At 65.2% G+C, this 24,479-nt stretch carries 25 protein-coding genes, 2 pseudogenes and 1 riboswitch; of the genes and pseudogenes, 12 read left to right on the forward strand and 15 right to left on the reverse strand.

What is annotated here, in order from left to right; translation table 11 throughout:
• Positions 1-4 precede the first annotated feature (4 nt).
• A complete protein-coding gene (locus FMM79_RS09810) occupies positions 5-1,663 on the reverse strand; it encodes an alginate export family protein (protein WP_205466590.1) in 1,659 nt (552 codons plus the stop codon).
• Positions 1,664-1,686: 23 nt separating this feature from the next.
• Positions 1,687-2,694: an MBL fold metallo-hydrolase gene (locus tag FMM79_RS09820; RefSeq protein WP_205466593.1), complete on the reverse strand. Its 1,008-nt coding sequence runs from the start codon at positions 2,692-2,694 to the stop codon at positions 1,687-1,689.
• A gap of 151 nt (positions 2,695-2,845) precedes the next feature.
• Here FMM79_RS09820 and FMM79_RS09825 point away from each other — a divergent pair, with 151 nt between their 5' ends.
• Entirely contained in the window at positions 2,846-3,496 is a 651-nt protein-coding gene (locus FMM79_RS09825) for a TetR/AcrR family transcriptional regulator (RefSeq protein ID WP_148627323.1), read from the forward strand.
• Positions 3,497-3,508: 12 nt separating this feature from the next.
• On the opposite strand, the gene FMM79_RS22075 is transcribed toward FMM79_RS09825, so the two are convergent.
• The 3 genes and pseudogenes from FMM79_RS22075 to FMM79_RS21910 all read right to left on the reverse strand — a co-directional run bounded on the left by FMM79_RS22075 (position 3,509) and on the right by FMM79_RS21910 (position 4,207).
• Entirely contained in the window at positions 3,509-3,640 is a 132-nt protein-coding gene (locus FMM79_RS22075) for a hypothetical protein (RefSeq protein ID WP_256376792.1), read from the reverse strand.
• 193 nt (positions 3,641-3,833) lie between these two features.
• A pseudogene (locus FMM79_RS21905) lies at positions 3,834-4,001 on the reverse strand (response regulator); the annotation flags it as partial.
• Positions 3,920-4,207 carry a hypothetical protein gene (locus FMM79_RS21910; RefSeq protein WP_240339094.1) on the reverse strand — a complete coding sequence of 96 codons (288 nt, stop codon included), beginning with the start codon at positions 4,205-4,207 and terminating at the stop codon, positions 3,920-3,922. The gene FMM79_RS21910 and the pseudogene FMM79_RS21905, both read right to left, overlap by 82 nt.
• A gap of 77 nt (positions 4,208-4,284) precedes the next feature.
• Here FMM79_RS21910 and FMM79_RS09835 point away from each other — a divergent pair, with 77 nt between their 5' ends.
• Positions 4,285-4,818 carry a hypothetical protein gene (locus FMM79_RS09835; RefSeq protein ID WP_148627324.1) on the forward strand — a complete coding sequence of 178 codons (534 nt, stop codon included), beginning with the start codon at positions 4,285-4,287 and terminating at the stop codon, positions 4,816-4,818.
• A 61-nt stretch (positions 4,819-4,879) separates the two neighbouring features.
• On the opposite strand, the gene arsB is transcribed toward FMM79_RS09835, so the two are convergent.
• Both arsB and FMM79_RS09845 read right to left on the reverse strand, forming a co-directional pair.
• Positions 4,880-5,953: an ACR3 family arsenite efflux transporter gene (gene arsB / locus FMM79_RS09840; RefSeq protein ID WP_148627325.1), complete on the reverse strand. Its 1,074-nt coding sequence runs from the start codon at positions 5,951-5,953 to the stop codon at positions 4,880-4,882.
• 84 nt (positions 5,954-6,037) lie between these two features.
• The gene (locus tag FMM79_RS09845) at positions 6,038-6,370 is read right to left on the reverse strand and encodes a helix-turn-helix transcriptional regulator (protein ID WP_148627326.1); all 333 of its coding nucleotides are present in this window, start codon (positions 6,368-6,370) and stop codon (positions 6,038-6,040) included.
• A gap of 444 nt (positions 6,371-6,814) precedes the next feature.
• Here FMM79_RS09845 and FMM79_RS09850 point away from each other — a divergent pair, with 444 nt between their 5' ends.
• Positions 6,815-7,228, forward strand: coding sequence for a zinc-binding dehydrogenase (locus FMM79_RS09850; RefSeq protein ID WP_371710893.1), 414 nt, complete (start codon positions 6,815-6,817; stop codon positions 7,226-7,228).
• Here FMM79_RS09850 and FMM79_RS09855 read toward each other — a convergent pair.
• Positions 7,131-7,793 (reverse strand): TenA family protein, encoded by a 663-nt coding sequence (locus FMM79_RS09855; protein WP_148627327.1) that lies wholly within the window; start codon positions 7,791-7,793, stop codon positions 7,131-7,133. The two genes, FMM79_RS09850 and FMM79_RS09855, sit on opposite strands and share 98 nt — an antisense overlap.
• 14 nt (positions 7,794-7,807) lie before the next feature.
• Positions 7,808-9,988: a TonB-dependent receptor gene (locus tag FMM79_RS09860; protein WP_148627328.1), complete on the reverse strand. Its 2,181-nt coding sequence runs from the start codon at positions 9,986-9,988 to the stop codon at positions 7,808-7,810.
• A riboswitch (TPP riboswitch) is annotated at positions 9,980-10,109 on the reverse strand. It overlaps the preceding gene by 9 nt.
• Positions 10,110-10,258: 149 nt before the next feature.
• Between FMM79_RS09860 and FMM79_RS09865 the strand changes: the two genes are divergently transcribed.
• From FMM79_RS09865 to FMM79_RS09875, 3 genes are all read left to right on the forward strand, one after another.
• Complete coding sequence (locus tag FMM79_RS09865; RefSeq protein ID WP_148627329.1) at positions 10,259-11,422, forward strand: TetR family transcriptional regulator; 1,164 nt, start codon at positions 10,259-10,261, stop codon at positions 11,420-11,422.
• 117 nt (positions 11,423-11,539) lie between these two features.
• On the forward strand, positions 11,540-13,849 hold the full coding sequence (locus FMM79_RS09870; protein ID WP_148627330.1) for a TonB-dependent receptor: 2,310 nt from the start codon (positions 11,540-11,542) through the stop codon (positions 13,847-13,849).
• Between the two features lie 104 nt (positions 13,850-13,953).
• The gene (locus FMM79_RS09875; protein ID WP_148627331.1) at positions 13,954-15,111 is read left to right on the forward strand and encodes a Ca2+-dependent phosphoinositide-specific phospholipase C; all 1,158 of its coding nucleotides are present in this window, start codon (positions 13,954-13,956) and stop codon (positions 15,109-15,111) included.
• Positions 15,112-15,205: 94 nt separating this feature from the next.
• Here FMM79_RS09875 and FMM79_RS09880 read toward each other — a convergent pair whose 3' ends face one another.
• From FMM79_RS09880 to FMM79_RS09895, 4 genes are all read right to left on the reverse strand, one after another.
• Positions 15,206-15,385 (reverse strand): hypothetical protein, encoded by a 180-nt coding sequence (locus tag FMM79_RS09880; protein ID WP_148627332.1) that lies wholly within the window; start codon positions 15,383-15,385, stop codon positions 15,206-15,208.
• 216 nt (positions 15,386-15,601) lie between these two features.
• The gene (locus FMM79_RS09885; RefSeq protein WP_148627333.1) at positions 15,602-17,020 is read right to left on the reverse strand and encodes a dihydrolipoyl dehydrogenase; all 1,419 of its coding nucleotides are present in this window, start codon (positions 17,018-17,020) and stop codon (positions 15,602-15,604) included.
• A gap of 1 nt (position 17,021) precedes the next feature.
• Positions 17,022-18,401 carry an NAD-dependent succinate-semialdehyde dehydrogenase gene (locus FMM79_RS09890; protein WP_148627334.1) on the reverse strand — a complete coding sequence of 460 codons (1,380 nt, stop codon included), beginning with the start codon at positions 18,399-18,401 and terminating at the stop codon, positions 17,022-17,024.
• On the reverse strand, positions 18,398-19,204 hold the full coding sequence (locus FMM79_RS09895) for a hypothetical protein (protein WP_148627335.1): 807 nt from the start codon (positions 19,202-19,204) through the stop codon (positions 18,398-18,400). Before FMM79_RS09895 ends, FMM79_RS09890 begins: the two co-directional genes overlap by 4 nt.
• A 162-nt stretch (positions 19,205-19,366) precedes the next feature.
• Here FMM79_RS09895 and FMM79_RS09900 point away from each other — a divergent pair, with 162 nt between their 5' ends.
• Positions 19,367-19,843, forward strand: coding sequence for a MarR family winged helix-turn-helix transcriptional regulator (locus tag FMM79_RS09900; protein WP_148627336.1), 477 nt, complete (start codon positions 19,367-19,369; stop codon positions 19,841-19,843).
• A 44-nt stretch (positions 19,844-19,887) separates the two neighbouring features.
• On the opposite strand, the gene FMM79_RS09905 is transcribed toward FMM79_RS09900, so the two are convergent.
• The gene (locus FMM79_RS09905) at positions 19,888-20,466 is read right to left on the reverse strand and encodes a PAS domain-containing protein (protein WP_148627337.1); all 579 of its coding nucleotides are present in this window, start codon (positions 20,464-20,466) and stop codon (positions 19,888-19,890) included.
• 123 nt (positions 20,467-20,589) lie between these two features.
• Here FMM79_RS09905 and folE point away from each other — a divergent pair, with 123 nt between their 5' ends.
• The 5 genes and pseudogenes from folE to FMM79_RS09930 all read left to right on the forward strand — a co-directional run.
• The gene (gene folE, locus FMM79_RS09910; protein ID WP_371710894.1) at positions 20,590-21,228 is read left to right on the forward strand and encodes a GTP cyclohydrolase I FolE; all 639 of its coding nucleotides are present in this window, start codon (positions 20,590-20,592) and stop codon (positions 21,226-21,228) included.
• A 2-nt stretch (positions 21,229-21,230) separates the two neighbouring features.
• Positions 21,231-22,196 carry an NAD(P)/FAD-dependent oxidoreductase gene (locus FMM79_RS09915; protein WP_148627338.1) on the forward strand — a complete coding sequence of 322 codons (966 nt, stop codon included), beginning with the start codon at positions 21,231-21,233 and terminating at the stop codon, positions 22,194-22,196.
• A gap of 11 nt (positions 22,197-22,207) precedes the next feature.
• The gene (locus FMM79_RS09920; RefSeq protein WP_371710895.1) at positions 22,208-22,348 is read left to right on the forward strand and encodes a DUF2256 domain-containing protein; all 141 of its coding nucleotides are present in this window, start codon (positions 22,208-22,210) and stop codon (positions 22,346-22,348) included.
• A gap of 42 nt (positions 22,349-22,390) precedes the next feature.
• Complete coding sequence (locus FMM79_RS09925) at positions 22,391-23,914, forward strand: cryptochrome/photolyase family protein (protein ID WP_148627340.1); 1,524 nt, start codon at positions 22,391-22,393, stop codon at positions 23,912-23,914.
• 252 nt (positions 23,915-24,166) lie between these two features.
• Positions 24,167-24,306: pseudogene (locus tag FMM79_RS09930) on the forward strand (IS5/IS1182 family transposase); the annotation flags it as partial.
• Here the strand turns inward: FMM79_RS09930 and FMM79_RS21605 are convergent.
• Positions 24,246-24,479 (reverse strand): hypothetical protein (locus FMM79_RS21605; RefSeq protein ID WP_205466596.1); only part of this gene is annotated, 234 nt, incomplete at its 5' end. The pseudogene FMM79_RS09930 and the gene FMM79_RS21605 overlap by 61 nt on opposite strands.

A 24,479-nucleotide genomic window follows, 5' to 3' on the forward strand; every position in this document is an offset into this window, starting at 1 on the left:
GCCATCAGAAGCGCAAGGTCAGCCGGGTCATCAGGAAGAGATTGTCGTCGTAGCCCGCGCGTGTCAGGACCTTGCCGGCATCGACGTAGTTGGCGATCCCCGAGAGGACGATGTGGGGATCGGGTGACCAGTCGAGCCGCGCGCGCGCGATGTTGGCGATGTGGCGTCCTTCCACGTTCTGCGTGCCCGCATAGGGAACCGAGTTGCCGCGATAGGCCGCGTCGTTCTCGTTCGGGCGCCAGTAGAAGCCGGCTTCGCCCTGGAAGGTGAGCTTGCGTGTCAGCGGCAGTCGCAGGGTTGGTGCGGCGCCCAGCACATTGCTGCCGCCCACGTAGTTGTTGTCGCTGAAGATGATGGTGGCGTTGTAGAGGACATTGAACGCGCTGACCTTGCCGCCGGGCGTGTAGGTGCCCCCGCCCGAGGCATAGTCGGCGTGAAAGCCCAGGCGCGGGGCCATTCGGCTCCTGCCCAGCGCGACCGACTGGTTGGTGGAGACCGCAAGCGCATCCACCGGCCGCTCGGCAAAGCGTCCGTCCTGCTTGAGTACGCTCCAGTCGAAGGCCACCGGCCCCCAGTGCCCCCAGAGCCGCGCGCCCCAGGTCTCGCGCCGGTCCGAGCCCGAAATGGGCCCGCTGGTGCGCTGTTCGCGGGTGTAGTGGAAGTAGAACGGATCGAGGTAGACCGCCGAATTGCGGCCCGCGTCGGTGTCGCGGGCCAGCACCAGGCTGGCAACGCCGCCCGAGAGGTGCTCGCCATTGCCGATGCCATCGTCGAGGACCCCGTTGCCCTGCCGGGTCGGAACAAAGTCGAAGACAGTGAAGCGCAGCTTCGACCAGTCCATCGAAAGCCGCGCGCCGTTCATCGAGACCCGCACATTGGGATTCTCGCGCGGACTGATGACGAAACGCGGCCCGTCGAAGAATTCCTGGCGGCCCACGGTGACGCGCGCCACGCCCGAGGCGACTGGCACGCGCAGTTCGCCGAAGAGCTGCTGCACGATGAGGTCGTTTTCCCAGACCGGGACGTGCGCGGTCTCGTTCTTGCCCCAGATGTGCGCGGAGAGGAGCTGGCCGTAAACCCGGACCGAGGGACCGATGCGCAGGTCCGCCGAGAGATCGGTGCGCGATAGCCATTCGGTACGGCTCTGCGTGTCCTGCATGAGCGGGCGGGTGGAATGGCTGACGCTGGTGCGCTGGTCGCCGCTGAAGGAGAGCGTGATGTCGCCATCGCCGTCGAGCGGGATCGCCTTGAGCGGTCCGGCCCAGTCCTCGGGAGCCTTGGCAGCGCCCATGAAGCGCCAGTCCTCGGCGCTGCGCAGGAGGCGGTAGCGCGGCCCCAGCCGTGGGCCTAGGCCGTCCGCCTCGCCCGGGTAGGGCGAGGGCAGCGGGTCCTTCCAGGCAGGACCGGACTCCGCCGCCGCGGGCGCGTTGGCCCGGGCCTCGATCGCTGGTGTGGCCGCGCGCGTGGTCGTGGGCGTCTCGGCGCTGGCAGATGTGGTGGCGGGCGATGTGGAGGGCGTTTGCTGGCCGGTCTGCGTGCCCGTGGCGGGCGCATCACGCCCGGCGGCAACAGCAACACCGGGCAGGAAGCCGGAGGCGACCAGGCCCAGTGTCAGGCGTCCAGCAAACCCGCCCACGCGCCATCCCTTGCGGTGGCTGCGCATCAGGTTTCTCCCAGAGTTGGTGTTCAGGCGATTGCGATGCTCTGGAGATCGCGGCCTACGACGATCTCGCCCGAGAAGTTTTCGGCGGCGGCGGCGCGCCACATCTGGTCGGTGATCCAGTCCATGTCGCCGGGCACGAAGTGGGTCAGCACCAACTTCTTCGTGCGCGCCTGCGTGGCAATCTTGCCGACGTCCTGGGCGGAGGTGTGCGAATTGAGGATATGGTTGCGGAACGCATCGCCCTGATGGGCGCGTTCGACGAGGGCCTCGACGCCGGGCAGATACAGTGTCTCGTGCGCCAGGATGTCGCAGTCGCGGGCGAACTTGGCGAGTTCGGGATTGTAGGCGGTGTCGCCCGAGATGACGATGCTGCCATAAGGGGTGTCGAAACGGTAGGCGAGGTCCCTGAGCGGTGGATGCGGGGTGGTGAGGGCGGTCACCCTGACCACGCCATCGTCCATCACCAGGCCTTCCTTGCCCTCGAATTCATGGACGGCGAGCAGCGTGGCAGGGTCCTTGCGCCCTTCGTCCGCGATGCGGGTGTGAATGTCCGAACTGTGCGTGGCCCAGTAATTGCGAGCCATGTCGGCAAGGCCCTTGGGGCCATAGGCATCGATCCTGGTGCGCAGGTCGCCTGCAACCCAGGTGTTATAGATGAGATTGCCGAATTCCAGTTCGTGGTCGGAATGCATGTGCGAGATGAAGATGGCGCGCATCTTCGCCATGTCGAGGCCAGCTTTGAAGGCCTGCGCGGTCACGCCCATGCCGCAGTCGATAATGTAGACGTTGCCGTCGACAACAATGGCATTGGCCGGGTTCGAGCGCTTGCCGCCCACGCGCGGACCGCCCTTGGTGCCCAGAAGAACAAGGCGCGCGCCTTTTTCGCTGGCGCTGTCGGTGGTGCCCGCCGGACCCGTCTGTGCAAGTAGGCGCGCGCCGGGAAGGGCCAGCATGGCGCCGGCGGCACCGACCAGCGAGGTGCGCAGCAAAGCGCGGCGACCCAGCACGGGGGGATGGAATTGGGGCTTCATCAGGACCTCTCCACTGTCTTTTCTCTGACCCTTTGCGGGCTGCTTGGTGGCCAATTTACAGGTCGTGGCAAGGTGCGTCAATACGAATAAGAATCTGGTTCTATTTCATGAGGCGTGGACACGGGCCTTGAGATCGGCGATGGATCGGACGATGAAGGCGCCGTCTGACGATCTTGACGAAGACCTGGAACGTGCTGGTGTCCCGCGCGCGTTGCAGTCGCGCAGCCGGCTCCTGCGCGATACCCTGATTCGGATATCGCTGGACATTGCGCGGCGTCGCTCGTTCGACGAGGTTGGCATCGTCGAGATCTGCGGGCTGGCCGGGTGCTCGACCGGGGCTTTCTACGCCCGCTTTCCCGACAAGCTGACGCTGTTCAAGGCGGTCATGGTCAAGGCCGCGGCCGAATCGCGCCCCTTGCTCGAAACGATCGTGCGCGAGGCCCCTTTCGAGGAAATACTACGCCGACTGCTGCGCGAACAGGTCCGGCGCTTTGCCGAGCAGGACGCCTTCTTTCGCTCCGCCTTCCGCGTGAGCCTTGCCGACCCCGAGGCCTGGGAGCCGTTCCGCCGCAACGCGCACAATCTTGCCTCGGTCTATGTCGAACGGGTCCGGGCCGAACCTGGCGTGGTGGCCGAAAGCATTGATGAAGGGCGCATCCGCTTTGCCTTTCAGGTCATGTATGGCGTTCTCAACAACACCCTCAGCAACCAGCCGGGCCCCTATACCTTTGCCGATCGAGCGTTCCCGCGCCTGCTCGGGATCGCGATGCGCGAGACCATGGGGTTGGAATTGCGCGCGTGATCGAAGAGGGCTTCAGGTGCCTTGGGCGCTGTGCGCGGACGGCATCGCGTCGCGCGATCCGGAAAAGGCGATGGTGACGCGCAGGCCGGGCGTCCTCGCTTTGACGTGGATGGCAGCGCCCATGCGCTGCGTGGCCGAGCGCATGATGGCAAAGCCCAGACCGCTGCCGTCGTGGCCTGTGCCCGGCCACGCTGGCTGCCCCCGTTGGGCGGTCGATCCGCAAGGTGCCGATGGTGGGTTCAAGGGTGGGATCGCCGCCCGGCGGCGGCCGCGCGCGCACCCGGACCTCCAGTTCCTCCGGTGCGAAGGGCTTGCGTAGGTAGTCATCTGCGTCCAGGTCCAGCCCGCGCACCCGGTCATCGAGCGTATCACGCGCCGTGAGCATGAGGACAGCCATGCGCTCGCCCCGCCGGGGCAGTGTGTTCAGCACCTCGAAGCGGTCGATGTCGGGAAGGCCCACGTCGAGGATGAGCGCGGCGTAGGGTTCCTGCTGCGTGAAGAGCAGTGCGTCCTTTGCGTTGCGACGTGATCGACGGCGTGGCCGGAGCTGCGCAGCAGGTTCACGAGGCTACGGGCGAGTTGGTCGTCGTCTTCGACAAGGAGGATGCGCCAGGCGGGAAAGACCCCTGAAAGGTTGCTGACAACAAGTTTGTTTAAATCGACGCCACCGGCGGCTTCGACTTTGCCGGTCTGGTTCTCGGCCATGGCCATGCAGGCCAAGCTCATCAACGACGGCTATGCGCAGACCTATGTGAGGCCGGAAAAAGGGTGCACTCGCCACAGAGGCGGTGTGGAGGAAACAGTCCTACCGCATCACTGCCGAGCCGGTCGCCATGGCCTACACGCGCGAACAGGTGGCTGCGCAAGAGCTTGCGCGCACCCATGCGGCCCTCATGCAAATCCTGCGTGCACGGAGCGCGGATCTTACAGGCAACGTCGCGCCCCGCTCCCCGGCGGACCCGGCGCTAGCCCAGCCCCCGAGCCGCGAGGACCTGGCCCATCTTGTCCGCCGCCAGGCGGACGTGGCCACCGAATGGAGCGCTGGCCTTCCCGTATTACAATCGGCCGATGGCCTGTACACCTTCAAGCCGCGCGGGCGAATCCTGGCCGATGTGGGCTGGACCTTCGGATCGGACCACGATGGGCGCAACCTTGCCACAGCGGGCACGCGCGCGCTGCGCCTGGGGCTTCGGCGAGGGGCTGGCATTTTCGGCAGCGGACCTGACGCGCAACACCCTCATGGGCACCGGCTTCCACGGGGGGGCTGCGGGTCTCCTCCGCGCCGCTGCCCGATGGTACCGGGACGACCGGCTACGGCCTGAAGTTCGGCGGCTATCATGGGCCGGTCTGGTTCATGGGGGAGGCGGACGAGCGCCGGGCGCGTCAGCTCCGGTCCTCGGTGGGCACGCTGCCCGGAAACCAACGCCGTCCCAGCCGGAAGGCAACACCCACCAGCAGGATCAGGACGGGTACTTCCACCAGCGGTCCGATGACGGCGGCAAAGGCGACGGGCGAAGCCAGGCCGAAGGCGGCAATGGCAACCGCGATGGCCAGTTCGAAGTTGTTGCCCGCCGCGGTGAAGGCGACCGCGGTGGTGCGCGGATAGTCGCTTTCGACCAGGCGCCCCATGAAGAAGCTGAGGGTGAACTGGATCACGAAGTAGGTGGTGAGCGGAACCGCGATGCGCAGCGCATCGCCGGGCAGGGCGAGGATTTCATTGCCCTTGAGGCTGAACATGGCGACGATGGTGAAGAGCAGCGCGAACAGCGTCATGGGCCCGATGCGGGGCAGGAAAGTCCCCTCGTACCAAGCGTTGCCGCGGGCCCGCACAAGCATCTTGCGAGTCAGGAACCCGGCTGCGAAGGGTAAGCCCAGATAGATGCTCACGGCTTCGGCGATGGTCCAGAAGCTGACATCGACCACGCTTCCCTCCAGACCGAACAGCGGCGGCAGGACGGTCAGGAAGACCCAGGCGTAGACACTGAAGAAGAGGATCTGGAAGATCGAATTGAAGGCGACGAGGGCGGCTACGTACTGGTTGTCCCCCCGGGCCAGCTGGTTCCAGACAAGGACCATGGCGATGCAGCGAGCAAGGCCGATGAGGATCAACCCGGTCATGTACTCGGGCGTGTCGCGCAGAAACAGCACCGCGAGCGCGAACATCAGCACGGGCCCGATGATCCAGTTTTGGATCAGCGAGATCGCAAGGATGCGTTTGTCATCGAGGATGTGGGGCAATTCCTCATAGCGGACCTTGGCGAGCGGCGGGTACATCATGAGGACGAGCCCGATCGCGATGGGGATATTGGTGGTGCTCCACGAGAGGCTTTCGATGGCGCTCGGCAGACTTGGGATGGCCGAGCCCAGGCCGACGCCCAGCGCCATCGCCAGGAAGATCCACAAGGTCAGGTAGCGGTCGAGAAACGCGAGACGCGCGCGCATAACGGGTGCGGACATGGTCGGAGAGGAACCTTCTGGGATCAGCAGGGGGGAGGAGCCGCGATGCGCTCAGTTGCCGGTTGCAGTGCCCTGGCGCCGGGATCAGCAACAGGACGCCAGTTCGGCGAGCAGCGGCTGGCACAGTTCGGGGTGGCCCTGGCAGCAGTCGTTGGCGAGATAGAGCATGAGGTCCGTCAGTGCGCGGACATCGGCGCGCTGGATGTTCTGGCGGCCCTGCTTTGCGCTACGCACGAGGCCCGCCTTCACCATGACCGCGAGGTGCGAGGAAAAGGTGCTCTGGCTGAGGCCGGAGGCGTCCACCAGCGCGCCGGTAGCCAGGCCCTCGGGCTCGTGGCGCAGGAGCAGGCGAAAGGCCTCAAGCCGCGTGGGGTGGCTGAGCGCCGAAAAAATGGCGAGGGCATCGTCGGAATCCATTCATCGACTTTATTCGATGGGAAGGGCCGGTGCAACCGGGGATGGAGCTAGGATCGAAACGTGGCGATGCGCGCCGTCATCTGCGCGCCGCCAATTCTGGGGAGGTACGTATTGACCGAGGATCGATACAAGAAGGCCCTCCCTGCAGGCGTGCACGAAGCGCCCCAGTCAGGGTGTTTCCAGGCGCGGTGATCGCGCCCCGGAAGAGATGGGCCGCGCTCCTCTGCCCGAAAGTTCAGAACTGGTAGTCGAGGCTCAGCGCGACGGTGCGTGGCTGGGCGGGAACTGCGCGAATGCCGAAGTTGGAGCGAAACGGATGCTGCATGTCCATGAACGAACGCGCGTTAAAGAGGTTCTGGACCGAACGTCGGGCGCCGAGATCGCCGATCTCGGCTCCGACAGAACCTTACCGATCCCGGCCAGCCTGGCCCCGGAAAAATCCGCGTGCTCCTGCATGGCGGATCGCTGAACTACCATGACTTTCTCGTCTGTTCCGGCGCGAGGCCGACCGGGCTCCTGATGACCAAGCAGGTGCGGCTTCACGGCGCCATCGTCGGCAGACGGCGCGAGCAAGTCGATATTGCGCGCGCGATCGAGGCCATGGAGATCAAGCCCCCAGTCAACCGTTGCTTCGCGCTTGAGGAACTGGCTGAAGCCTTCCGCTACGAGGAAAGTGGTGCCCACTTCGGGAAGATTGGCTTCAGTTGGCAGGCTCGCCCTTTCCCTTGCGTCCTCACGTCTGGCGGATCGGGCGCGAGGCTCAGATCGGCCAGGCCTCGCGCCGGTAGGCCGAATCCCAGAACATCCATTCGTAACGCGTGGCGTTGCGGAAGGCCGTTTCCATCGCGGCGCGAATGACCGGGGTGGAATTTGCTGCGGCTTCGTCCACCAGCGCGCGCACCCGCGCGGTGGCTTCGCCGAAGGAGGGATCGGCATAAGTGTCGATCCAGGCCGCGTAGGGGTTGGGCGAGGCGGCGCGCGGCTTGATGTCGCAGCCGACCTCCCAGTAGACCCAGAAGCAGGGCAGGATGCCTGCGATCAACTCCTCGTAGCTGCGCGTCGCGGCGAGGCCGGTGAGGTAGCTGGTGTAGCCAAGGCATACCGGGCTGGGCTCGGCCTTGTGGGCCATTTCGGGGGTTACGCCGAACTTTTCGAAGAAGGCCTGGTGCAGGGCCTGTTCCACCTGCACCGCGACTTTTGCGCCGTCAGAGAATTCCAGCCGTGCGGTGGCCGTTGGCGCGCGGGCCGACGCAATGGCCAAAGCGCGCGCATATTCGGCGAGGTAGAGGCTGTCCTGCAGCATGTAGTGCCGGAAGCTTTCCGGCGCGAGCGAGCCGTCGGCGAGCTCGGCGAGGAAAGGCTGGGCCAGGATCGCGCGGCGCAGCGGGGCAACGTCCTGCCAGATCGTGTCGCAAAAGCTCATGGTGTGGCCTTCCTTCAGAAACGGTGGGTCGCGCCGACGCCGAACTGGCGGCCGGTGTTGATGGTAAAGCTGTCGAACGGGCCGTTGGGGCCAAGGCCCAGGAGCAGCGGCAGTTGCTGCTGGCCGAAGGCGGAGATGGCCCAGCGTCTGTCAAACAGGTTCTTTGCCCAGACCTCCAGGTTCCAGGCACCGAGTTCGACACCGAGTCTGCCGTCCACCGAGGCGTAGCCGGGGGTGTGGAGGATGTTGTCGATCTCGAAATCGACGCGCGAGACATAGGCGACGCTCAGGCGCGCGTCGAGCTTGGCCGGTCCTGCCTCACCCTCCCAGCCGATGCCGCCGTTCAGCGTCCAGTCGGGCGCGTTGGGGGTGCGCTTGCCGGTGAGGTCCACAAGGGCCGGTTCGCCCGGTTCGGGCGTGGGGTTGGGGGTGATGTAGGTGCCGGTGCGGCTGCGGGTCCAGGCCGCGCCGCCATCGAGGCGGAAGCCAAGCCCAAGCTCGGCCTGCGCGGAGGCTTCCAGTCCATGGACGTTCACTTTGGGCACCGAGAGTACCACCGAATTGCCGAGGAATACGGTGTTCTGGAAGTTACTGTAGTCGGTGACGAAGCCCGCCATGGAAAAACGCACGCGCCCGTCGGCCAGGCGTCCCTTCACACCCGCCTCAAGCGACTTGACGGTTTCGGCTGCGAAATTGGCCGTCCAGATATCCGATGCGCCGGGCAGCGGGTTGAAGCCGCCGGCTTTGAAGCCGACGCTGCCGGTAACATAGGCTGTGAAGTCCTCGCTCGGGTGCCAGGCGAGCGAGAGCTTGGGTTGCCACTTGTCGAAGGTCTGCGCGCGGCGGGCGTAGATCGTCGCGGTGTCCGTCCCGACCGTGTCTTCCTTGCGCCGGTCGCGGTCGTAGCGAAGTCCCAGCGTCGCTTCCAGCGTGGGCAGCACATCGTAGCTGGCCTGCGCGAAGAGGCCGATCTGGTTGCTACGGGTTTCGGCGCGCTGCGGCTCGGCGGCGAACAGCAGCGGGCCCAAATCGTCGGTCCGGTCACGCTCGAGGCGCTGGAAGAATACGCCTGTGTGCCAGCGCAGGGGGCCGTCCGCGCGAGAGGTCAGGCGCAGCTCGCTGGTCCAGGCCTCGATGTCGACCGGCTGAGAGATGGGCTGGATACCGTCCGGGAAAAGCGGAACGCCGTCCAGTGTGACAGGCGTGTCGTGGCGGAAATCCAGCTCTTCAGTGAAATCTTTGTGGTAGTTGTCATAGCTGCCCGACCAGGTGAGCTGGAGCGTATTGCCAAGATCCTGCGCGAAGGTCGCCTGCGCGCCCCACCATTTGCGTGAGAAGCGGCCTTCGAAATCGCCTTGCGGATCGGTCAGGATCGCGCCGGAGAGGCGCCCGCCGTTGCGCCCCGTGACGTTCTCGGAGGAGATATAGGCCGCGCCGCCATCCTCGTGTGCCCAGGCGAGGCGCAGCTTGAGGGTGCTTGTCTCGGAGGTCGCGATTTTCGCCTTCAGGCGCAGGTTGCGGCTGGTGAAGCCGTCGACCTTCCTGTCGAGGTAGCTGTTGCGGATGAACCCGTCGGAATTGCGGTAAGAACCTGCCAGACGCAGCTGCACGCGCTCGGACACCGGCGCGTTGACGACGCCGTCCGTGGTCCAGGTGAAGCCATTGCCCATGCCGAGCGAAGCCATGCCGCCTGCCTCGTCGGTGGGATCGTTGGTGGCGATGTCCACCGCGCCGCCCGAGGCCGAGCGCCCGAAGAGCGCGCCCTGCGGGCCTTTCAGGATCTCAACGCGCGCGACATCGTAGGTGCGCAGGGTGAAAAGCTCCGAGTCGGCAAGCGCGAGGCCGTCCACGACGTAGGCGATGGAGGGCGACTGGTTGCGGTTGGTCGAAACCCCGCGTACCGAGATCATGTTGGTGCCGGGGTCCTGGTCGTTGATCAGGAACACGCCCGGTGTTGCGGCGATGAAGTCGTCTATCGTGGTCAGCTTGCGCCGGGCGATGTCGTTCTGTGTGTACACCGTGATGGTGTCGGGCACCGCGATCTGCGCCTCGGGGTGGCCGCGCGCGGTGACGACGATGGGATCCTGGCCTACGGCGTCCTCGGCCAGCGCGGGAGTGCTAAGGCAAAGGCCTGCGCCCAGAGCCGTGAAAACGGCAGACGGACGTGTGGCGTGACGTGCAGTGCGGTGTCGCATGGTCCCTATTCCTCCGCCGGCATGAACCGGATCAGGTTCGCGGGTTTGCAGACTTTGCGCGGGAATGCGCCGTGATCCGCCTCTCAGCCCTGACAGCGCCAGGACACCCCGTGGGTTGATAATGATCCGCGCTTAGAAAAAGCGCGCGCCAGCGTCAATCGTTGCACACAGCGTTGCGCCGACCGCGACCGTCAGGGGCCGGCACTATCGGACCGTGACCGGCAAAGTCCCGGCTTGGAAAATCGCAGGATTGCACTATCCGTAGCCGCGATGACAAGCTCCTCGACCAAGACCCGAGATCGCGACGAAATCCTTGATGCGGCACGAAATGTTTTGGCCCGCGAAGGGCTCTACCATTTCAGTCTGAGGCTTGTCGCCAGAGAGGCGGCGATGTCTGTCGGCAAGATCCGCTACCAGATCGGGGACAAGGCCGCGCTGCTGGAGGCTGTCGTCGCACGGGAATGCGAGATCATTGATTTGCGGCGTGACCAATGGCGCACGCAGCTGGTCTCCTGCCCCGAGCTGGATCGGGCCAGCGTGACCGACATCGTCGCGCAGGTCCTTGACGAGGCCGTCGACGCGGGGCACGTTTCGGCGATTGTCATGGCCGAGATCTACATCCAGGCCTATCGCGACCCTGCACTCGAGCCGCTGCGCGTGCGGTTGTGGGCGCATGACCATGGGTTCTGGCGGGGGCTTTTCGAGGGCTTTCCCGAGGCCCGAGGGCTGGTTCGACGGATCGCGTACTATAGCATTGATGAACGCGTCTTCAGTGTCCTTTTGGGGCAGAGCCGCGACTACCGGCTCCTTCGCCAGTCCACCTTGCGGGCTTTGCTGCGTCCTGCCGGAGCGCAAGGTCGCAGCGCGGCGAGCGCCTGGCACCTGCACCTCATCGCGCAACTGGCCGGTCCGGCGCAGGCGGCGCTTGAGGGGGCAAGCGAGATCAAGGGCACCAAGGCCGTGCTGGCGAGGCAGATCGCGGATGCGATGGCCCGTGACGGAGTGGAGGCGATCTCGTTTCGCCAGATCGCCACCTCGGCAGGGGTGCCTCTTTCCACGCTGACGCACCACTTTCTATCCCATCGCGATCTGGTCTTGGGCGGTGTGGAGGAACTGTATCGGCGTATGCGCGCGTCGCTGGGTCGGCCCGGCGATGCGCGTGCAGGACGCCAGGTGCTGCTGCTGACCCATGAGATGGCGCTCGGCGCCCTGCGCGATTCACGCCTCACGCCCTTTGCGATCGACATGCGGCGAAGGCGCGCGGAAAATGTTCACGCGCAGGTCGCCCCCCTGGTCGATGGCGAGGGGGATCGGGCACGCAGCCAGGCTTTCACCATGGCGCTGATCGGAGAGGCTATTGCTTTGGGGGAACAGGGCCAGCAGCCGGGCAGCGCCGCATTTCCGGTACGGCTGTGTGAACTGGCTCGAGATTAGGCCGAACATGTGTGCCAATTAATAGTTATATTGCCAATTTTTGATAGAACGATTGTCTTAAAACGGTAATGGGCCACTCCTATCGGGCGCTCCTGACGCACAACAGGGACGCCCGATATGCACGCCTTTTATTCTTCCAGATTGCCTCTCCGCCTTGCCACGGTGCTCCTGACCGGGAGCGCCCTTGTCTCTTCGCTGCCCGCCATGGCCACCGCCGGTGAGCTGGCCGAGGACGCCGAGGCTGCGCCCGGCCAGCTGAGTGAAATCACCGTGACCGCGCAGCGCCGCGTGGAGAACAGCCAGGATGTGCCGCTCGCCATCAAGTCGGTCGATGCCGACGCTCTGGCGCAGACCGGCTACACCGATTTCACCGATATCCAGTACATGGTCCCCGGGGTGCAGTACGATCCCACGCAAGGCGCGGCCTTCCAGATCCGCGGCGTAGGCAGCCGTTCCTTTGACTTCTCGAACGCCAAGTCGGTCAGTGTCGTCGTCGATGGCGTCGTGATGGATGGCCAGCGGGCCAATGGCCTTATCGGCATCACCGATATGGAGCGCATCGACGTGCTGATGGGGCCGCAGGGGACCCTGTTTGGCAAGAATGCGACGTCGGGCGTGATTTCTGTGACGACCCGCAATCCTGAACTGGGCGTCACCTCGCTGTCGGCCAGCGGCAGCTATGGCGAACACGACGAGCGTATTCTCAACGCGACACTCAACGTACCTCTGGGGCGCGACGTTGCACTGCGCGTCACCGGCTTCGACCAGGCCCAGGACGGGTTCGGGCGCAACGTCACACTGGATCGCACGATCGGTTCAACCCACGAATACGGTGGCCGTGCGCGCCTGCTGCTTGATGCCGGGCCGGACCTGGAATTCATCGCGCGCGCCGACTTCGCCCGCCACTGGGATTCCAGCGTGCGCACGCCAGCCGGCAACCAGCCCGAGAACGTGGCGCAGATGCTCGCCGAACTGGGCGTGTTCCCCGATGGGCGTAGTGCCGACACCGCAGATGGCAGCTTTGGCGAGATCACGACGCGCGAATACGGCGGCTCGCTGGAGGTGAACCTGGGCCTTGGCGACCATCAGCTCAAGTCGATCACGGCCTATCGCGAAACCGCCTACGACAACTCGACGCCTGTAAACCTGCTCCCGCTTGACCAGTACGCGTACGTTCCGTTCAACCTGGGCGAACTGGATACCAACAAGTTCAGCCAGGAATTCCAGCTGGCCTCGCCGACCGGCGGGTTCGTGGAATATGTCGTGGGCGCCTTCTACAACAAGCTGAACGCGCAGCAGACCCAGGTCCAGTGGGCGACGCTGGGCGCGCCTGTCTACGATGCGAGCGGGGATCCGGTTGCGCCGCTGCTCTACGCGATCGCGGGCGCGGCAGATGTGCCCGACGCCAACACCTCGCTGTTCGATTCCACGAACGAGACCGCGGCGGCCTTCGGAGAGGTCACGCTCAATTTCACCAATCGATTCAACCTGGCGCTGGGCGGGCGCTACACCCATGACTGGAATTCGCAGAGCCTGGACTTCATTTGGCTCGATCCCGAGCCGATCACCGGCTACAATCCGTCCTTTGTCGGCACCAGCCCGGCGCCGGTCTATTCCGATGGCAAGGTCACGGGAGGGAACTTCTCCTACCGCATCGCGCCGACCTTCCACGTAAGCGACGACGTCATGCTCTACGCCACGTACTCGACCGGCTACAAACCAGCGGGCATCGCCTTTGTCGGCAATGACTACAGCCCCTACCGCAAGGAAACCGTGAAGGCCTGGGAAGCGGGCATCAAGTCCGAATGGTGGGATCGCCGCCTGCGCGTCAATCTCGATGTCTTCCTTTCGAACTTCAAGGACTTCCAGACGACCATCCTGACCACCATTCCCGATGGGCAAGGCGGCGAACTGCAGGCGACCACCATCGGCAATGCCGGTGCCTTGCGCACCAAGGGTGTCGAAGGCGTGATCGCGCTGGTGCCGGTGCCGGGGCTGACCCTCAATGGCTCCTTCACCTACACCGATGGGGAGTTTACCGACTACGTCTACAACGAGACGACCGACTACACCGGCACCGCGCTCACCAACTCACCCAAGTTCTCCAGCATGGTTTCGGCCGACTACGAGTACACGTTTGCTTCGGGTCTGGGCGCACGTGCCCACGCGGACTACGCTTGGCGCAGCGAGTACTGGACCGTCACCGGCCAGCCCGACTACTCGCATGTCGATGGCTATGGCCTGGTTAATGCCCGCGTGACCTTCACGCTGCCCGACAGCAACATCCGGTTCGGCGCCTATGCCCGCAACCTGTTCGACACCTACTACTCAACGGGTTTCCAGAACTACGGCGCGGTCGGGATGCTGCACTACACTTCGCCTTCGGCCCGTCGCACGCTGGGCGGCTTTATCTCGGCGGACTTCTGATGCGGGGCCGGATCATTCGGACCCGCGTGCTGGGGGGCGCCTTGCTGGCGCTCCCCCTATTCGCTGTGAGCGCGCAAGGTGCCGGGCAGGCGCCTCGTGCCGACATGCGCCAAGCCGATATGCAAGAGCGCATCGAGGTGCCGGACCTGCCGGGCGCGACGCCGATCAACCATCTTCAGGTTTTGGGAACGCACAACAGCTACGCCCTGCCGGTCGACCCGCGTCTGGTGGATCTGATGCGTCCGCGCTTCGAGGCCATGCTCGCCGCCTTCGATGTCCTGCCCGAGGAACGCCGCGCGTTGATGGCCGAGGAGCATCCCAATGGGATATCCTTCGACGATGCGCTCAATTACCTGCACCCCGACCTCACCACGCAGCTGGACCTGGGCATGCGCAGCCTGGAGCTTGACGTGAACCCGGACCCGCACGGTGGGCGTTATGCCGATCCCGCCGGGTATCGGGCCCTGCGCCGGGAGGGCATTGCGCCGGGATTCGCCATCGACGAGGCGGCCCTTGCCACGCCGGGTTTCAAGGTTCAGCACATCGTCGACTACGACTTTCGCAGCCATTGCACCCTGTTCACGACCTGCCTCGCCCAGATCCGCGACTGGTCGGACGCTCATCAGGGGCACGTTCCGCTTTTCATCCTGGTCGAGGCGAAGAGCCAGGGCCGCAAGCTCTTTGCCGATTCCGCCGAGCCGCTGCCCTTCGACAAGGCCGCGTTCGATGCACTCGATGCCGAGATCCTCTCGGTCTTCGACAGGTCCCGGATCATCACGCCCGACGATCTGCGCAGGGATCACGCCACGCTCAACGCCGCGGCACTCGCTGGAAACTGGCCGAGCCTGGAGCGTGCGCGCGGCAAGGTAATGTTCCTGATGATCACCGCCAACGGGCCGCAGGGCGCGGCGGCCTATCTGGAAGGTCATCCCTCGCTCGCCGGGCGCGTCGCCTTCCTGCGGGCCAACCCGGGCGAGGATCACGCCGCCTTCCTGATGTACGACAACGCGATCATGCGGGAGGACGAGATCCGCAAGGCCGTGGCCGAGGGCTACCTCGTCCGTACGCGTTCCGACATCGAGACCTACGAGGCAAAGACCAACGACATGACCCGCGCCAATGCCGCGCTGGGCAGTGGTGCCCAGATCGTCTCGACCGATTTCGAGCGGCCGGGCAATGTCTATGGCACGTCCTATCTGGTTCGCCTCCCGACCGGAGACGGCGCGGCGGCGCGGCTGAGCCCCGCGGCTGGAGGCCAGTAAACGAGGCGACCTTTTGATTACCGTGCAGGACCTTTGAAAGGGGGGCGGTTCGGGTTCGGATCGCTCCCTTTTCGTTACAGGACCACGCGCGCGGCTAGAAGGCGGCGCGGGCGCCGAGCGTGAGCGCGGCATCGGTCTCGTAGAGGGCGGGTAGGCCAACGCGGGCGATCGGCGGGCCATCGCCGACCGCCGGATGTGCGCCTTGAGAGACCTGCGCATGCCCGGGGAGGTCCAGCGCCATCGGGCTGTCGCGATAGCGCTTGTCCCGGGTCATGGCCTTCTCGGTTGCCCGGGCCCGCGCGTGGGGATCGCGTGTGTCCGCCGACGCCGGGCCGGGGTGTCATGAGGCAGGTGCATCCTTGCTCGATTGAGGGCGACATGGCGACGCGCGCAATCGAGCACCAGCCTCCTCCGGCCCGACGCAACACGGTAAATGGCGGCTCGCCTCTGTCCATGAAGCAGACATTGCGCCGGGCTCAGACCGATTCCATCAGGCGCCGGGCGGGGTGCCCGCATCCTGATCCTGGGGAAGGTCGATGGGGGTGGCCTGGCAGATCGTGCGCAGCGCGCTCTTGAGACCTTCCTCAATGGTGGGGTGGTAGAAGGGGAGGGAGAGAAGCTCGCTCGCCGTGCGGCCCTCCTGGATCGCCCAGGCCAGCATGTGCGCCAGATGCTCGCCCGCAGGTGCGACCATGTCGGCGCCGATCAGCCGCCCATAGGGGGCTTCGGCGTAGAGGGTGAGCAGCCCGGCGTTGCGGCCTTCGACACGGGCGCGGCCCTGGTCGCTGAAGTCGGCGGTACCGGTGACCGCGCTCTTGTCCTCTGGTGCGCCGATGGTCGCGACCGTGGGCTGTGTGAAAATCATGCTGAAGGGGACATGGCGCTGGGCTGGCACGGGAGCGGGGAAGGCCGCAGCATTGCGCCCGGCGATGGCGCCGTCGTGCGAGGCCTCGTGCAGGAGAGGGAGGTCGGACGCGATGTCGCCTGCGAGGAACACCGCGCTGTCGCCGCAGCGCATGGTGTGCCGGTCATGGAAGGGAACGCCCTTTTCATCGCAGGCTATCCCGGCTGCATTGAGATCGAGGTCGCCCAGCTGCGGGGACCGGCCCAGCGCTGCGAGCACGAGATCGTAATGCGCTTCGCCGGCGTTACCTTCACCATCGGACCATTCAATCCGCGCGCCATCCTCTTCGGCGTAGGGCACTACCTCGACCCCGAGCTTAAGATCAAGATCGGCCGCCATGATCGCATGCAGGCGTTCGTGAACCCGTGCGCAGCGCAGACCGCCCAGGCGTTCGGCCCGGTCGAACAGCGTTGTCTCCACGCCCAGATGCGCGAAGGCCTGAGCTAGTTCCAGACCAATGGCGCCCGAGCCCACGACCGCGAGGCGTCGGGGCAGATCGCGCATTTCGAAGATGGTGTCACTGGTTCGTACACTGTCCCCCAGCGCCGCGAAGGCAGGGGGCAGGAGGGGGGAGGAGCCGGTGGCGATGATGACCCGCTCCGCCGCGACAGAGCGCCCGTCGTCGAGCGCCAGACGCCCCGGCGCGGTGAAGCGGGCGCGGGCCTTGATCGCAGTACCGGGGGGCAGGTCCTCGAACGACTGGCGCGTCAAGCGGGCGAAGCGGTCGCGCTCGTCACGCACTCGCTGCAGGACAGCGGGGCCGTCGATCACGACATCGCCTACCTCGATACCGAAGGGCCCGGCCGTCCTCACCGCGCGGGCCCGGTGAGCCGCGGCGATGAGGAGCTTGGAGGGCATGCAACCGACAGTGGCGCAGGTCGTCCCGTTGAAGGCCGGATCTATCAGCAGGGTCGAGGCGCCATTGGCGCGCGCCGCGCGCTCGGCTGCGAGGCCGGCCGTGCCGGCCCCGATCACCGCGACGTCACAATGGAGCGTCTCTCCCATCTCAGCGGGCGATCTTGATCGACTTGATGTTGACGAACTCCTTGAGACCCTCGGGCCCATGCTCGCGGCCATAGCCCGAACTCTTTACCCCGCCGAAGGGCAGGTTGGGCGTGGCGATGTCGAAGGTGTTGATGAACACCATTCCGGTGTCGAAGTGGGTCTTGGCCAGTTCGCGGGCGCGTTCGACATCGCGGCTGAAGATACCACCGCCAAGGCCGTAACGGCTGGAATTGGCGATGCGCATCGCCTCACCATCATCCTTCGCCTTGATGATCGAGGCGGCAGGGCCGAACAGCTCGTCCTCATAGGCGGGCTGCCCCGGAGCGACATCGGCAAGCACGGTGGCTGGATAGAACCAACCCTTGCGCTCAGGCACTTCGCCGCCGACGACAAGGCGCGCGCCCTTCTCCACGCTCTTGGTAACCTGCTCGTGCAGCTGGTCGCGCTGGCTGCGGCTGACAAGGGGGCCAAGCTGCGTCTTTTCGTCGGTCGGGTCGCCCAGTGCGATGGCGCCGAACTTCTTGGCGTAGCGCTCCACGAAGGCGTCGTAGTTCTTCTCGGTGACGATGAAGCGCTTGGCGTTCACGCAGGTCTGGCCGTTGTTGTAGAGGCGGCCTTGCACGCAGGTATCGACCGCCAGATCAAGGTCGGCATCGTCGAGCACGAGATAGGCATCGTTCGAGCCCAGTTCGAGCACGGTCTTCTTGACCTGTTCGCCCGCCTTCGCCGCGATGTGGCGTCCGGCCTTGTCGCTGCCGGTCATCGTTACGCCGCGCACCAGCTCGTTTTCGATGATAGCATCGGACTGCTCGTGCGTGATGCACAGAACGCCAAAGAGCCCTTCGGGCAGGCCCGCCTGCTCGTAGATCTCGCGCAGAAGAAGGCCGCTGCCGGTGCAGTTTTCGGCGTGCTTGAGGAGAACGCCATTGCCCGCCATCAGGCTGGCGATTGAATAGCGCACGGCCTGGTAGGCCGGGAAATTCCAGGGCTGGATGCCATAGACGACGCCGATGGGAGAATGGGTGACGATGGCCGTTGCGCCGTCGACCTCGCGCTCTTCATCGGCGAGGGCCCTTGGGCCTTCGTCCGCGCTGTAGTCGCAGATCGCCGCGCACAGATCAACCTCGTCGCGGCTGTCGCCGATCAGCTTGCCGGTCTCGCGCGTCATCAGCGAGGCCAGCTCGTCCTTGCGCTCGCGCAGGGCCGTTCCGATGGCGCGGATTACCTCCGCGCGCGCCTCAAGGCTCTGCAAGCGCCAGTCGAGGAAGGCCTGGTGGCAGTTTCCGACGATCTTGGTCGCTTGCGCGTCGCTCATGTAGGCATAGGTGTCAAGCACCTCTTCGGTGAGGGGATTGATGGTCTTGATGCGTTGTTCGCTCATGGCGTTTCTCTCGTATCTGGAGGGATGGGCGCTCGCGGGGGGCATCCGTGACGGGCGCGATGCTTGGCGAGGGTCTTTTCGGCGGCCTCGAGGGCGTGGAGCACCTCATCCTGCCAGCCTGTCTCCGGGAGTTCGCGCACCGCCGAATGGGCTGCGCACACATAGGGTGTGCCTGACCATTCCCCGGCGATCTGCCGCGCCCAGCGCGCGAAGTCATCCGCTGCCCCCGCCCGGTGCTGCAGGGCCTTGCCCAGCATCGGGTGGAAGCGCAGCCGCCCCTGGGGCAGTACCTTGCCCAGTACGCCCGGCGCCTCGAGGACGCTGAGCGTGTCGTCGACATGGACGATACCGCTGCGCACGTGGCGCACCATCACCGAGCCTGCGTGGACCGACGGGTCCTGCGTTACCAGGTCGACTCCCTCGGGCACCGAGAAGGCAAGGTCATCGGCGAACTCGGCCTGCGTGGTGGCATCCTCGATCGCTCCGTCCTGCCAGCGCAGGTGCGGGGCCTGTTCGCGGTGCCGCCGCGTCCCCACCAGCCGGGCCTCGGGAAACAGCTTGTGGACTGTCTCGCAGTGCAGGGTATGGAAGGGATGGACGTTGAGAATGGCGTCGATTGCTGCACCATTGTCGGTGAGCGTCTGCAACTCGGCACGGTCCTGGGGCGCTAGGTCATAGGAGTCTAGGACAAGGAAGCGGCCATTGGCCCTGCGGACCAGCGACATCTGCGTACCGACATCGAGAACCCCTGCGATCTTGAAAGACCCGCGGAAGTTCCAGAACCCGTCGGACAGTTGACGCATGGCTTGCCTCCTTGTCAGCAGAATCGGCCCGGTGCCGATCCTCGCTCTTGGTGGGGAAACGGGAGAGGCGGCCTTCGAGTTCCATTTTTCTCAATTAAATTGTGCACAATATAAGTCCGCAAGCCTTTGAGAGTGCGGGTCCATGCGCTATCGTCATGTGCGATGCGAACGCCCCTGAATGACCCTGCCCCGTGCGAGGACCCGCTGCGCCTCGATCGCCAGCTGTGCTTCCAGTTCTACGCGGCGAGCAACCTGATCGGCAGACTCTACGCGCCGGTGCTCGCGCGGCTGAACCTTACCTATTCGCAATACCTCGTCATGTTGGTGCTGTGGGAAGAGGACGGGCAGAACGTAGGAGCCATTGGCAAGCGGCTGCATCTCGATACCGGCACGCTGACGCCGCTCCTCAAGCGCATGGAAACTCTGGGGCACCTTGTGCGCCAGCGCGACCGGGAAGACGAACGCCGGGTGCGTATCTCGCTGACCGCAAGCGGGAAGGCGCTGCGCGAAGAGGCGCTCCACGTCCCGGAGATCATGACCAGGGGGCAGGACCTGGAGGAACTCGATGGCCTGCGCCGCACGCTCGCGGGTGTCGTCGAGGCTCTCAAAGGGGGAAGGCCCCGGCCTGATCGTGCTTAGACGGGCGTTGGTCCCAGGCTTCAGAATGGTAGTGCGCAGGCGGTTCAGTAGCCGGCCTCGATAGCGATGCGGATGGCTTCGGCCACCGTGCGGACATCCAGTGCGCGCAGTACCGCGGCGCGGTGCATCTTGACCGTGCGTTCGGTCACGCCAAGCTCGAAGGCGATCTGCTTGTTGAGTTGCCCTTGCGCCAGTGCGCGCAGGATCTGTCGCTGGCGCCGGGACAGCCCCTCGATCCGGGTGCGGGCCTGCTGGTGGCGGCTGGCCTCGGTGTCGTCGATGGCCATCTGCGAGCCGAGGAAGAACTGCACGTCGCCCTCCTCGTCAAACAGGGGCGCCACCATCACCGCGTTGCGAAAGGCGCTGCCGTCCTTGCGGTAGTTGATGAGCTCGACCATCGCGGGCCGGGTTTCGGCTACGGCCTCGCGCAGCATCGCGGCCTGTTCGGGTTCGGTGCCGCACCCGCGCAGGAAACGACAGTTGCGCCCGATGACTTCTTCGCGCGTGTAGCCGGTCAGCTCCAAGAAGGCCTCGTTGCAGGCGACGATCGGATTGTCGGCCCGCCGCGGGTCGCTGACGACGGCCGCGACGCGGCTGCGCGCAATCAGGGAATCGGGATCCATCGGGCTTGGTACGGCTGCTTTCTTCACGTTTGGCCATATCGCAGAGCTTGAAGCCGACGCCTAGAACCTTTCCCGACGAAAGCTACCTGCGCCGGGTCGGCGGCAAACCGGACGAGAGATATCATGAACATCATGGATGCAGCCTTCCTCGCAGATCATGCCTGTGACGAGGAGTATGAAGACACACGCGAGACGGTGCCCGACGAAGTCCAGGACGCGGTGCGCACGCTGCTGCGCTGGGCGGGGGAGGATCCTGATCGCGAGGGGCTTCTCGATACGCCCGCGCGCGTCGGTCGGGCCTGGAAGGAATACGGCAGGGGCTATGAGGAAGATCCGGCCGTCCATCTTGGCCGTACCTTCGACGAGGTGGGGGGATACGATGAAGTCGTGCTCCTGCGCGACATTCCCTTCCATTCGCACTGCGAGCATCACCTTGCACCGATCACGGGGACGGCCTCGATTGCCTATCTCCCGCGCAACCGCGTGGTCGGGATTTCCAAGCTGGCGCGCGTCCTGCACGGGTTTGCACATCGCCTCCAGATCCAGGAGCGTCTGACTGCGCAGATCGCCGAATGCATCCGGGACAATCTTGACCCGTTGGGCGTCGCTGTCGTGATCAAGGCGAGCCATGGTTGCATGACGGGCCGCGGCGTGCGCACGCACGGCGTCGACATGGTGACGAGCAAGATGCTTGGCTGCTTCCGCGAGGATGCCGCTCGCCGCCGTGAAGTCCTGGCCCTGATCGGCGGGGGCAAGGGCTGATCATGCGCATTGCCATCGTGGGGGCGGGTATCGCCGGGCTCGCCTGCGCCGGGCGGTTGTCCGGGCTTGCCGACATCGTCCTGTTCGACAAGGGGCGGCGTCCTGGTGGGCGGCTAACCTCCGTCGTGACGGATATTTCCTCGTGGGATCTGGGGGCGCCGTTCTTCACCGCGCATGACCCTGATTTCCAGGCGGAAGTGGGGCGTTGGCAGGAAGCAGGCTGTGCGGCGCGCTGGCCCGACGGCCCACGTGGCGCCATGGTCGGCGTCCCTTCCATGGCCACCCTCGTTGCCGAGCAGAGCAAGCGCTTTGACGTGCGGTTCGGGGCGCGGGTCCAGGCTCTGGTCCAGAACGATGACGGCTGGAGGATCGAAGGGGAGAGTGTGGACGCAGAGCCGTTCGACAGTGTTGTCGTCGCCGTCCCGGCCGAGCAGGCCGCGCCGCTCCTGTCCCTTCATGATCTCGATGCCGCGTTGGAGGCCGCCTCGGTACGCTCCACGCCCTGCTGGTCGGTCATGGTCGCATTTCCCTGGGATATCCCTGCGCCCCGTCCCTTCATGGAGGACCTGGGCATTTTTTCCGTGCTTGCGTGCAACGCCTCCAAGCCCGAACGCGGCTCTTCGGAGGGTTGGGTGCTTCATGCCAACGCCGCATGGTCGCGCGCGAACCTGGAATGCGATGCGGAGAATGTGGCGGAGCGGATGTTGTCCGCGTTTGCGCAGGCGCTCGGCACGGAACTGCCCACGCCGACCTTCCTGAAGGCGCACCGTTGGCGCTTTGCGCAGCCCTATGGGCAGTCGGGTCGGGTCCTCTGGAACCCGGACCAGCGCCTTGGTGCCTGCGGTGACTGGTGCCGCGCGCCCACGGTTGAAGGAGCCTGGCTCTCGGGTTTGCGGCTTGCCGATCAGATGCGCGCGAGCCTGCCTGGGCTCATCACTCGAGCGGCGGTCCCGCACGGGGCGGGTTAGCCATGGCGACGATGCGCAAAAAAGCCGACCTGCCAAGCAAGATCTGCCTCGCCTGTGGACGTCCCTTTGGCTGGCGGCGCAAGTGGGCGCGCGTTTGGGATGAGGTGAAGTACTGCTCGGATCGCTGCCGCCAGAACCGCAAGGCGCCCTAGCCGCATGCACACCAGCAACGCCGCAGCCTTCAGGAAAGCGGAATGAAGACACTTGTGCCCGTGCTGGGAGATCAGCTTTCTCTCGACCTGTCCTCGCTTGCGGGGATGGAGGCGAGAGACGTCGTCGTGCTGATGATGGAGGTTGCGGACGAGACCACCTACGTGCGCCACCACAAGAAGAAGATCGCCTATATCCTTTCGGCGATGCGCCATCATGCGCAGGCGCTGGTCGAGTCAGGCTATACGGTTGATTACGTACGCCTCGACGATCCGGAGGCCAGCGATAGCTTCACAGGCGAGATCGCCCGCGCCATTGCGCGCCATGACCCGGAACGCATTGTCGTGACCGAGCCGGGCGAATGGCGTGTGGCGGCCATGATGGAAAGCTGGCAGACCCTGTTCGGCCTGCCCGTCGAGATCCGCACGGATACGCGGTTCCTGTGCTCGCACCGTGAGTTCGAGGACTGGGCGGCGGGGCGCCGCGCCCTGACGATGGAATTCTTCTACCGCGAGATGCGCCGCAAGACAGGACTCCTGCTTGACGATGGCAAGCCGGCGGGCGGGCAGTGGAATTTTGATAAGGACAACCGCCAGCCAGCGGACGCCGACCTCTTCATGCCCATGCCCCTGCGCTTCGAGCCCGATGCGATTACCCGCCAGGTGCTGGCCCTCGTCGCCGGGAGGTTCGCCGAACATCCCGGATCGCTGGAGGATTTCGACTACGCGGTGACGGCCGCCGATGCCGAGCGGCAGGCGGCGAGCTTCTTCGCCAACGCCTTGCCCGATTTCGGCCGTTACGAGGATGCCATGCTGCGGGGCCAGCCGTTCCTGTGGCATTCCATCCTCTCGCCCTATCTCAATTCGGGGCTGCTGGACCCGCTTGACCTGTGCCGCCGTGCGGAAGCCGAGTACCGGGCGGGTCGGGCGCCGATCAATTCGGTCGAAGGCTATATCCGGCAGATCCTGGGCTGGCGCGAATACGTGCGCGGCATCTACTGGCGCGAGGGGCCTGCGTACGTCGAGCGGAACTTCCTCGACCACCGCCGGGACTTGCCCGCCTGGTTCTGGACGGGTGAGACGGACATGCAGTGCCTGCGCGAGGCGATCGGCCAGACCCTAGCGACGGGGCACGCCCACCACATCCAGCGGCTCATGGTGATCGGCAACTTCGCGCTTCTGGCTGGCTGCGATCCCAAACAGGTCCACGAATGGTACCTGCAGGTCTATGTCGATGCCTACGAATGGGTCGAACTGCCCAACACGCTGGGCATGAGCCAGTTCGGCGATGGCGGTCTTCTTGGGTCCAAGCCCTATGTGGCCTCGGGGGCCTACATCAACCGCATGTCGGATTACTGCGGGACCTGTGCCTACAACGTGAAGGAGCGGGTCGGTTCCAAGGCCTGCCCCTTCAACGCCCTTTACTGGCATTTTCTTGACCGCCACCGCGATAAGCTGGGCGACAATCACCGCATGGCGCTGACCTATCGCAACTGGGACCGGCAGGACGAGGACAGTCGGGAGGGCATTCTCGCGCAGGCGCGCGGGTTCCTTGCGGGCTGCGCATGAGCACCTGTGCTAGCCATGCCCCTATCGCCAAGCGATGAAGACGATGATCGCGACGACCGTGGCGATGTAAAGGATTGAGCCCGCCTTCGCGAGCCGTGCGGCATCCTCCAAGCGATCCTCGATCATCACTGCCTCGTGCGAGATGCCACCTGCAACGCACCCAGGCAGACCGCGAAGAAGGCATAAAAGGGGCTTTGTTGCGCAAATGACGGAGGGATTCCGATTGTGAATCCAATCGGTTAATGGTCCGCGATGAGCAAACCGCCCCGTGCCCGCTACCGCACGACGAACTGGAGATCCTACATGCAGCGCTTGTGCAGAGAGGTTCGCTTCAGGTCTGGTTTGATCCCGGGATGCAATGGCTGTCCGCGCCAACCGGCAAGCGCAGGCGGATGATTTCCAAAAAGTAGGCATTTGGAGCCGCCTTCGTCTTCTGGCAGAGGTGGCCTGGAGAATCTGCACACTGAGATAATTGGATTTTCTGCCTGAGAGCAGCCAGATGGGCTGCGAGACAGGAGCAGAGAATGAGCAGACGACCCCGGCGCAACCACAGCCCGGCATTCAA

Origin of the sequence: Novosphingobium sp. BW1 (assembly GCF_008107685.1) — a bacterium.
GTDB lineage: Bacteria > Pseudomonadota > Alphaproteobacteria > Sphingomonadales > Sphingomonadaceae > Novosphingobium.